Source organism: Bradyrhizobium uaiense (assembly GCF_010811875.1).
Taxonomy (GTDB): Bacteria; Pseudomonadota; Alphaproteobacteria; order Rhizobiales; family Xanthobacteraceae; genus Bradyrhizobium; species Bradyrhizobium uaiense.
In genome coordinates, this window is record NZ_VKHP01001082.1 from 1 (window position 1) to 238 (window position 238).

Here is a 238-nt window from a genome sequence, read left to right on the forward strand (position 1 = left end):
CCTGCGGGCTGCGCCACGCCGTTGATCAGGAACTCGCCGCCGGCTGCCGTGCCGTTCGAATCCCACAGCTGGAGAGTCCGATAGCCGGCACTGTTCGGGTCAACGACGGTCACCAGGCTCGACAAGGTGATCAACTGACCTGCACTCGCCGAAGGGTAGTTCGCGACGTTAACCGACGGCGTAATAGGTGGTGTGGCCGTAATCAGCGTGCCCGTACCAGAATCCTGCGTTGCAGTGA

1 protein-coding gene is annotated in these 238 nt (G+C 62.2%); it reads right to left on the reverse strand.

Annotated features, from left to right (window positions below):
• A partial coding sequence (locus FNJ47_RS48845) for a hypothetical protein (RefSeq protein ID WP_163163832.1) occupies positions 1–238 on the reverse strand: 238 nt, incomplete at both ends.